The organism is Clostridium sp. D5 (assembly GCF_000190355.1).
In the GTDB taxonomy this organism is placed as follows: domain Bacteria; phylum Bacillota; class Clostridia; order Lachnospirales; family Lachnospiraceae; genus Faecalicatena; species Faecalicatena fissicatena_A.
The window spans coordinates 2,408-12,002 of sequence record NZ_GL870816.1; the positions used below are offsets into that span (position 1 = coordinate 2,408).

Here is a 9,595-nt window from a genome sequence, read left to right on the forward strand (position 1 = left end):
GTATGTATGGTCGCTTTTTACTTTATGAGTATGGTTTTATTTTAAACTATACTCAAGTCTATTAAAAAGACTGCTGGGGATATGAAAGTTACGCCAATTCTATTCCATCCGTTGCCCCGGTCAGGGATCCCACCCGGGGAACGAGCCTTTTCCTACCGTCCGGAAGAGCCAGCTTTATGACAGGGATGCCGGGGAGGTACTGGGGCTGTATATGCCGCTGCGAAATGCTGGAGTGCGCCTACTGCCCCTTGGACAACCACTGCCGGGCAGGCGGGGAAAAACTTGATCACCTAATCAAGTTTTTACTGAACCCAGCGCGGGAAATCATCAGATTTCCCGTGATGTGTTCAGTGTACCCGCCTGGCCGGCAGTGGGTGTCCTAGGGGCAGTTGGCAGCACGGTGTGCATTTCGCAGCGGCATATACAGCCCCAGTACCTCCCCGGCATCCCTGTCATTAAGCGTCCCCGTCCGTCAACGAGTCTAAAGCTCGTTAACTATATCCCGATTTGGTGAAATTTATGTGCAATCCCTTGACTATCCAGCTGTTTCTTCTTATAATAATTCTGTACAGACTTAAATGGAAAAGACAATGACGAAGACAGTAGGATTTATCTGAAAACTGCAGCGAACCGGTGATGGTGGGAGTCCGGTATGAGTAGGTTATTTCTGAACATCACTTCTGAGTCGCAGTCCTCGAAACGAAAGCAGTAGAGGCTGACGGAGTTCCTCCGTTATGGGAACGCATATACAGGGCGGGAATCAGAAAGCCTGAGTATGTTGTAACAGGTGGTAAAACGGCAGTTAAGGCTTTCGTCCTATTACAGGACGGGAGCCTTTTTTATGATATGGGAATTCCTGTATCACAAAGACCCTCCGGGGGATGTAAAATAATTTAAATTTAGAAAGGAATGTGATTAGCTATGTACAAAAAAGTTTCCACGGATATGAATTTCGTTGATCGTGAAAAAGATGTTGAAAAATTCTGGATTGATCATAATATTTTCCAGAAGAGTATGGAGGAGAGAGAAGGGGGTCCCGAATATACATTCTATGATGGCCCTCCGACCGCAAACGGCAAGCCGCATATCGGTCATGTGCTGACCCGCGTTATCAAGGATATGATTCCGAGATACCGCACAATGAAGGGATATAGGGTTCCCCGTAAAGCTGGGTGGGATACGCATGGACTTCCGGTGGAGCTGGAGGTGGAGAAGCTTCTGGGACTGGACGGGAAGGATCAGATCGAAGAGTACGGTCTGGAACCGTTTATTGACAAGTGTAAAGAAAGTGTGTGGAAATATAAGGGGATGTGGGAAGATTTCTCCAGCACAGTTGGATTTTGGGCCGATATGGAGCACCCCTATGTTACTTATGACAATAACTTTATTGAATCTGAGTGGTGGGGGCTGAAGCAGATCTGGGATAAAGGCCTTCTGTATAAGGGCTTTAAGATTGTTCCTTACTGCCCACGCTGCGGAACTCCTCTTTCTGCTCAGGAAGTGGCGCAGGGATATAAGGATGTCAAAGAGCGCTCTGCGATTGTCAGATTTAAGGTAAAGGATGAAGATGCGTATATTCTGGCATGGACAACCACACCGTGGACACTGCCTTCCAACCTGGCGCTTTGCGTGAACCCGGTGGAGGATTACGTGAAGGTAAAAGCTGCCGACGGATATGTATATTATATGGCTCAGGCATTGCTGGATAAAGTACTTGGCAAGCTGGCAGAGGAAGGTCAGCCGGCTTATGAAGTTCTGGAGACATATAAAGGAAAAGATCTGGAGTACAAGGAATATGAGCCTTTGTTTGCATGCGCGGCAGAGAGTGCTGCAAAGCAGAATAAGAAGGCATTTTATGTGACCTGTGATACCTATGTCACACTGACAGACGGTACAGGAATTGTACACATTGCTCCTGCATTTGGTGAGGATGATGCCAATGTGGGAAGAAACTACGGGCTGCCGTTTGTACAGCTTGTAGACGAAAAAGGAAATATGTCGGAGTCTACTCCATTTGCCGGAGTTTTTGTAAAGAAAGCGGACCCGATGGTGCTGAAGGATCTGGAGGAAAGAGGGCTTCTCTTTGATGCGCCTAAGTTCGAGCACAGCTATCCTCACTGCTGGAGATGCGATACTCCGCTGATCTACTATGCACGTGAATCCTGGTTCATTAATATGACTGCAGTGAAGGATGATCTAATTTCCAATAATAATACAATCAACTGGATTCCGGAGAACATCGGAAAAGGACGTTTCGGGGACTGGCTGGAGAACGTGCAGGACTGGGGCATCAGCCGTAACCGTTACTGGGGAACTCCTCTGAACATCTGGGAGTGTGAGTGCGGGCACCAGCACTCCATCGGAAGCATTGAGGAACTGAAGTTCATGTCGGACAACTGCCCGGATGATATCGAGCTTCATCGTCCGTATATCGATGATGTGACAGTCAAATGCCCAATCTGCGGAAAAGAGATGCACCGTGTGCCGGAAGTAATTGACTGCTGGTTTGACAGCGGTTCCATGCCGTTTGCACAGCATCACTATCCGTTTGAGAATAAGGATCTGTTTGAACAGCAGTTCCCGGCTGACTTTATTTCAGAAGCCGTTGACCAGACAAGAGGATGGTTCTATTCCCTGCTCGCAATCTCCACGCTTCTCTTTAACAAAGCGCCTTATAAGAATGTAATTGTACTGGGGCATGTGCAGGACGAGAATGGGCAGAAGATGAGTAAGTCCAAGGGAAATGCGGTAGATCCGTTTGATGCGCTGAATCTGTACGGTGCAGATGCAATCCGCTGGTATTTTTATGTTAACAGCGCACCGTGGCTGCCGAACCGTTTCCACGGAAAAGCAGTGACAGAGGGTCAGCGTAAGTTTATGGGAACTCTTTGGAATACCTATGCATTTTTTGTACTGTATGCGAATATCGATGAATTCGACGCGACAAAATACAGCCTGGAATATGAAAAACTGAGCGTTATGGATAAATGGCTGCTGTCCAAACTGAATACACTGATTAAGACAGTGGATGAGAACCTTGAAAATTACAGAATTCCGGAGAGTGCAAGGGCGCTGCAGGATTTTGTGGATGACATGAGTAACTGGTATGTAAGAAGAAGCCGTGAGCGTTTCTGGGCAAAAGGCATGGAGCAGGATAAGATCAATGCTTATATGACCCTGTACACTGCGCTTGTGACGGTTGCGAAAGTAGCTGCACCGATGATTCCGTTCATGACAGAAGAGATTTACCAGAACCTGGTATGCAGTATCGACAGTGCGGCTTTGGAGAGCATTCATCTCTGTGACTTCCCTGCTGTCAGCGAGGATTTTATTGATGCAGAACTGGAATCTAATATGGCAAATGTACTGAAGCTGGTTGTTATGGGACGCGCGTGCCGCAACACGGCTAATATCAAGAACCGTCAGCCGATTGGGCAGATGTTTGTGAAGGCCGGATTTGTATTGCCTGAGTTTTATCAGGAAATCGTTGCAGATGAGCTGAATGTGAAGAATATTAAGTTCACAGAAGATGTGAGAGACTTTACTTCATATAGTTTTAAACCACAGTTAAAGACAGTGGGGCCAAAGTATGGTAAAATGTTAGGTGGAATCAAGTCTGCTCTGGACAGTCTCGACGGCAATGCGGCTATGGACGAGATTAATGAAACAGGAGCATTGAAGCTGGATATAGGCGGCCAGGAGATCACCCTGTTTAAGGAAGACCTGCTGATTGATACGGCGCAGATTGAAGGATATGTATCTGAAAATGACAACGGAATCACGGTTGTTCTGGATACGAACCTGACAGAAGAACTTTTAGAGGAAGGCTTTGTCAGAGAGATTATCAGTAAGATCCAGACAATGCGTAAGGAAGCAGACTTTGAGGTTATGGATAAGATTAAGGTCACTTATGCAGGAAGTGCTAAAGCAGAAGATATCTTTGAAAAATATGGAAAAGAGATTGGAAGTGAAGTGCTGGCAAACGAAGTCGTAAAAGCAGAACCGGCAGGTTATGTGAAGGAATGGAAGATGAACGGCGAGGCGGTTACGATGGGGGTAGAGAAAGAAGGGATGTAAGTTATATGTATAGTAAGCGATTTGAAAAGGAAACTTTCAAAGAGACAGTCCGGGACAATGTGAAAACATTGTACCGGAAGAAGATAGAGGAGGCAACACCGCAGCAGATATTCCAGGCGGTTTCCTATGCAGTGAAAGACATCGTGATTGATGACTGGCTGGCCACGCAGGCGGAGTACAGGAAGCAGGATGCGAAGACTGTGTATTATATGTCCATGGAATTTTTGATGGGCCGTGCCCTCGGCAATAATCTGATCAATATGACTGCCTACGGGGATGTGAAGGAAGCGCTGGAGGAGATGAACATCGACCTGAATGCGATCGAAGACCAGGAGCCGGATGCGGCTCTTGGAAACGGCGGTCTGGGGCGTCTGGCAGCATGTTTTCTGGATTCACTGGCAACACTGAATTACCCGGCATATGGATGCGGTATCCGCTACCGCTATGGTATGTTTAAGCAGAAGATTGAAAACGGGTACCAGGTGGAGACTCCGGACGACTGGCTCAAAGAAGGCAATCCATTTGAGCTGCGCAGACAGGAATACGCAAAAGAGGTGCGTTTCGGCGGTTCTATCCGTTTTGAGAAGGATCCGGAGACCGGCAGGGATAAGTTTATTCAGGAGAATTATGAGTCCGTGCGTGCGGTTCCTTATGATATGCCGATCGTAGGATACGGCAACCATGTAGTGAATACGCTGCGTATCTGGGATGCGGAGCCGATTACGAATTTTTCTCTGGAATCATTTGACAGAGGGGACTACCACAAGGCCGTAGAGCAGGAAAATCTTGCAAAGATGATCGTGGATGTGCTTTATCCGAATGACAATCATTATGCAGGCAAGGAGCTGAGGCTGAAACAGCAGTATTTCTTTATTTCTGCAAGTCTTCAGGCTTTAATTGAGAAGTATAAGAAAGACCATGATGACATCAAAAAGCTCTATGAAAAGGTAACGATCCAGATGAACGATACGCATCCGACGGTTGCAGTTCCGGAGCTGATGAGGCTGCTTATTGATGTGGAAGGGCTGAGCTGGGAGGAAGCATGGAATGTGACCACAAAGACCTGTGCATATACGAATCACACGATTATGGCAGAGGCTCTGGAAAAATGGCCGATCGATCTGTTCGCCAAGCTGCTTCCGCGTATTTATCAGATTGTACAGGAGATTGACCGCCGCTTCCTGCAGGAAGTACGCGCCAAATATCCGGGAAATGAGGAGAAGGTCAGAAAAGTGGCAATTCTCAGGGACAATCAGGTGCGTATGGCGCATATGGCAATTGTGGCGGGCTTCTCTGTTAACGGAGTGGCAAGGCTGCATACTGAGATTTTAAAGCATCAGGAGCTGAAGGATTTCTATGACATGATGCCCGGGAAGTTTAACAATAAGACGAACGGCATCACCCAGAGACGTTTCCTTCTACATGGCAATCCGCTTCTTGCAGATTGGATTACAGGCAGAATCGGAGATGGCTGGATCACAGATTTATCTTTACTCGGCAACCTGAAGCCTCTTGTGAACGATGAGCGTGCCAGAAAAGAGTTTATGCAGATCAAGTACCAGAATAAGGTACGTCTTGCAAAATATATAAAAGAAAACAATGGAATTGATGTTGATCCGACCTCAATCTTTGACGTGCAGGTGAAGAGACTGCATGAATACAAGCGCCAGCTGCTGAATATTCTGCACATTATGTATCTGTACAACCAGATCAAGGAGCACCCGGAGATGTCATTTTACCCACGGACATTTATCTTTGGGGCAAAAGCCGCAGCAGGCTACCTCAGGGCGAAAGAAACGATCAAGCTGATCAACTCTGTAGCAGATGTGGTGAACAACGACAGAAGCATCAACGGTAAACTGAAAGTTATATTTATCGAAGATTACCGTGTATCCAATGCGGAGCTTCTGTTTGCAGCAGCCGATGTCAGCGAACAGATTTCCACTGCGTCCAAGGAGGCATCCGGTACCGGAAATATGAAGTTTATGTTGAATGGTGCACCTACTCTGGGAACGATGGATGGAGCCAATGTGGAGATCGTGGAAGAAGTCGGCGTGGAGAATGCATTTATCTTTGGGTTAAGCTCTGAAGAGGTCATTAACTATGAGAATAGAGGCGGCTATAACCCGATTGATATTTACTTTAACGACTGGGAGCTGAAGCGTGTGGTAGACCAGCTGATGGATGGAACCTATGCGGGCGGCAACCATGAGATGTACAAGAATCTGTACAACTCCCTTCTGAACACGCAGTGTACGGACCGGGCCGATACCTACTTTATTCTGAAAGACTTCCGCGCTTATGCAGAAGCACAGAAAAAAGTGGAAGCAGCTTACCGTGATGATCAGAAATGGTCTAAAATGGCGATGTTAAATACTGCATGCAGCGGAAAGTTTACATCTGACCGTACAATAGAGGAGTATGTAAAGGATATCTGGAAACTCGAAAAAGTGGATGTCCCGTCAGGGCAGCCGGAATAGGAGGCATATATGAATTATTATGACAGCTACACTTATACTTATAACTCACCTTTAGATTCAATGCTTACAGGGATTCTGGCAATTTATCTGATTGTGTTTGCAGTATGGTTTATTTTCTTCGTAATCAGTTACGTATTCAAAGGAATCGGTATGTATACGATCGCAAAGAGGCAGGGGATGGATTACCCCTGGCTCGCGTTCATTCCGTTTGCAAGAACGTATCTCCACGGAGAACTGGGCGGAAGTATTACCCTGAAATCCAAGTCCATCAGGAATCCGGGAATCTGGCTGCTTGCAATGCCATTTATCTTCGGGGTAGTAAACTTTATATTCTATATGATATTATGGGTAGTGGGAATTGGGGCATTCTCCAATCTCTATGCAGATACTCTCTATAATCATGGAACCGGCGCAGGATCCCATATCAGCAGCGGTATGATTATGGGACTGATTATTGTCATCATCATATGGGCAATTATTGCAATTGTATATGGGGCAATAACTAAAGTACTGAGTGTCCTGGTAAACCATCAGATTCTTGAGAAGTTTACAACCAAAAACATGTCCATTGCGCATGCAGTATTGTGTATGGTGGTTCCTCTTTATGAGTCCATCTGCCTCTTTGTTATGCGCAACAGAGACTTTAATCCGGGGATGGAGCCGAATCTCGGAAGTCCGTTTATCCAGCCGGGATACCCGACCATGCCGCCGGGTGGATCAATGCCAGGACCATATACCGCAATGCCGGAATCCGCACCGCAGGCACCCGTACCGGAAGAAGCACCAGTTCCGGAAACGCCGGATATGAGTTTACCGCCAGTGCCACCAGTACCACCAGTACCACCAGTGCCCCCGGTTATCCCGGCACCCGCACCAGAGATGGAGCCAGAAGTTACGCCGGAAACTGAACCAGAGCCATCCGTGATCATTCTGCCGGATACAGAAAAGGGGTCTGACCCCCTTGAGCCTGAAAAGAAAGAAAATAGTGACTTGTAAAAAAGGGGTCTGACCCCTTTAAGCCCTTCATATATTATATATATGGAGGGCTTTTTTATGGGACAACGTTATATGCGGCAGAAAGTCAAAACAGTATGTTCATTTTTAATCATTTTAATTTTACTCCCTTATGTGGTCGCCATTTTTGTTAACGGAACGGATATGGAAGTGATCGGTAAAAATGGTGGTGCATATGTGCAGGTAAAGAGAACTCTGGAGGATGGCAAAGAAAAAATTATGAAAGTGCCATGGGACGAATACTTTCTGGGGGTTCTGGCAAAAGAAATGCCTGAGACATATGAGGAGGAAGCGCTTAAAGCACAGGCGGTGCTGATCCGGACCAACCTGTATCAGACTTTGGATAGCAGTGAAGATAAGGTGCTGGAGGACAGTTATCTGGACGCGAAAGCGCTGGAGAAGAAATGGAGTGCCAAAGAGCATGATACTTATTACAAAAAACTGAAAAAGGCTATGGATGATACTGCAAATCAGGTGCTATACTATAATGATACTTATGCTTTGGTGCCATTCCACCAGGCGAGTAACGGAAAAACAAGAAGCGGACAGGAGGTTCTTGGAAACGGAGACTCCCCTTATCTTGTTGTAAAGGAATGCCCAAAGGACAAAGAGGCCGATGAGGAAATGCATGTCTATAATATGGAATATCAGGAAATACAGACAAAGTGCCAGCCGTTTCTGGTAGCCGTGGACAAAGAAAATGCCAAAAAGACCTACAGCTTTTCGGATTTTGAGATACAGTCCTACGATTCCGCCGGATATGTCGCATCGCTTCGGATCGGCGATACGGTCTGTACCGGAGAACAGTTCCGTGAGGCCCTGTCACTGGCCTCCAGTGCGTTCTCTCTGCAGGAAGCAGACGGGGGCCTGCGTATTACCACAATGGGAAAAGGGCACGGTCTGGGGATGAGCCAGTGGACTGCAAATGAGATGGCAAAAGAGGGAAAAACCTTCGAAGAAATCCTGCAAAATTTTTTTGAAGGAACAAATCTGACAGATGGCGGAGAAATATTTACAAAAATAGAATAAGGCGTCATTTTTCTGGCAAAAATATAGCCAGAGGTGATGAATATGAACAAGAATGAAAAGCCATCTTTATTAAAAGGAAAGGGCGCAGCAGTCGGAATCGTGATCTGCTTTGTTGCTGTGATTGTAATGGTTGGAGCATTTACATTCAACAATTATAATAAAAAATTAAATCAGCAGCTGGCTAAAGCAGAGGAACAGACTGAACAGCTTACAAAGGAAAAGAGCGAGGCAACGACAACAAATGACATCGTCCTGCCTGAAGCAGAGAGTAATACATCAACAGAAAATGACACCGAAGATAAAGAAAGCACTCAGGGAAGTGCAGCAGAAAACGCGGAGACAGCAGGAAATACAGCAGAAGTTTACTTCAGCGAAGAGAGCCTGCTCTCATGGCCGGCAAGCGGCGCAGTGCTGATCAACTACAGCATGGACAAGACAGTATTTTTCTCAACACTGGAACAGTATAAGTACAATCCTGCACTGATTATCGGTGGCCAGGTTGGAGAGATGATCGGTGCGTCAGCAGCGGGAATCGTTACGAATGTAGAACAATCTGCCCAGACAGGTACAACAGTTACACTGGATATGGGAAATGGATACAGCGCAGTATACGGACAGCTTAAAGAAGTGCCGCTGCAGGTGGGAGATTATGTGGACGCAGGCCAGACAGTGGGATATCTGAGTGAACCAACAAAATATTATAGCGTTGAAGGGCCAAACCTTTACTTTGAAGTGATCAAAGACGGGACACCGGTGAATCCTATGGACTTTATGGAGTCATAGGGGGACGCCTGAGAGACGCATGGAGCAGCCAGCCGCGGGGAAGACATATGTGGGTTTCCTGCGCTGGCGCTTTGTGAAAGAAACACTAACAGTAAAACAGGAGAATCTTATGGCTACAGGCGGATTCACTGAGAAAGCTTGATGCTTTCTCAGCTCAGCCGCCTCAAATTTTGATTTTGTAAATCAAAATTTGGCCATAAGATTCTCCTGTT

At 46.4% G+C, this 9,595-nt stretch carries 5 protein-coding genes; all 5 read left to right on the plus strand.

Annotation, left to right across the window (positions count from 1 at the left end):
• Positions 1-921 precede the first annotated feature (921 nt).
• Genes ileS through HMPREF0240_RS16490 form a run of 5 tightly spaced genes read left to right on the plus strand, consistent with a single transcriptional unit; the run spans position 922 to position 9,383 of the window.
• Positions 922-4,077, plus strand: coding sequence for an isoleucine--tRNA ligase (gene ileS, locus HMPREF0240_RS16470; RefSeq protein ID WP_009004544.1), 3,156 nt, complete (start codon positions 922-924; stop codon positions 4,075-4,077).
• 5 nt (positions 4,078-4,082) lie between these two features.
• A complete protein-coding gene (locus HMPREF0240_RS16475) occupies positions 4,083-6,557 on the plus strand; it encodes a glycogen/starch/alpha-glucan phosphorylase (protein WP_009004545.1) in 2,475 nt (824 codons plus the stop codon).
• A 9-nt stretch (positions 6,558-6,566) separates the two neighbouring features.
• Positions 6,567-7,553, plus strand: a complete 987-nt coding sequence (locus HMPREF0240_RS16480) for an RNA-binding protein (RefSeq protein ID WP_157134257.1) — start codon at positions 6,567-6,569, stop codon at positions 7,551-7,553.
• Positions 7,554-7,610: 57 nt separating this feature from the next.
• Positions 7,611-8,600 (plus strand): SpoIID/LytB domain-containing protein, encoded by a 990-nt coding sequence (locus HMPREF0240_RS16485; RefSeq protein WP_050794561.1) that lies wholly within the window; start codon positions 7,611-7,613, stop codon positions 8,598-8,600.
• Between the two features lie 42 nt (positions 8,601-8,642).
• Complete coding sequence (locus HMPREF0240_RS16490) at positions 8,643-9,383, plus strand: M23 family metallopeptidase (protein ID WP_035313887.1); 741 nt, start codon at positions 8,643-8,645, stop codon at positions 9,381-9,383.
• Positions 9,384-9,595 lie beyond the last annotated feature (212 nt).

Excerpts from the sequence above, each read along its gene's own strand:
- ileS (WP_009004544.1), top strand. The coding sequence starts at position 922 with ATGTACAAAAAAGTTTCCACGGATATGAATTTCGTTGATCGTGAAAAA.
- HMPREF0240_RS16475 (WP_009004545.1), top strand. The coding sequence starts at position 4,083 with ATGTATAGTAAGCGATTTGAAAAGGAAACTTTCAAAGAGACAGTCCGG.
- HMPREF0240_RS16480 (WP_157134257.1), top strand. The coding sequence starts at position 6,567 with ATGAATTATTATGACAGCTACACTTATACTTATAACTCACCTTTAGAT.
- HMPREF0240_RS16485 (WP_050794561.1), top strand. The coding sequence starts at position 7,611 with ATGGGACAACGTTATATGCGGCAGAAAGTCAAAACAGTATGTTCATTT.
- HMPREF0240_RS16490 (WP_035313887.1), top strand. The coding sequence starts at position 8,643 with ATGAACAAGAATGAAAAGCCATCTTTATTAAAAGGAAAGGGCGCAGCA.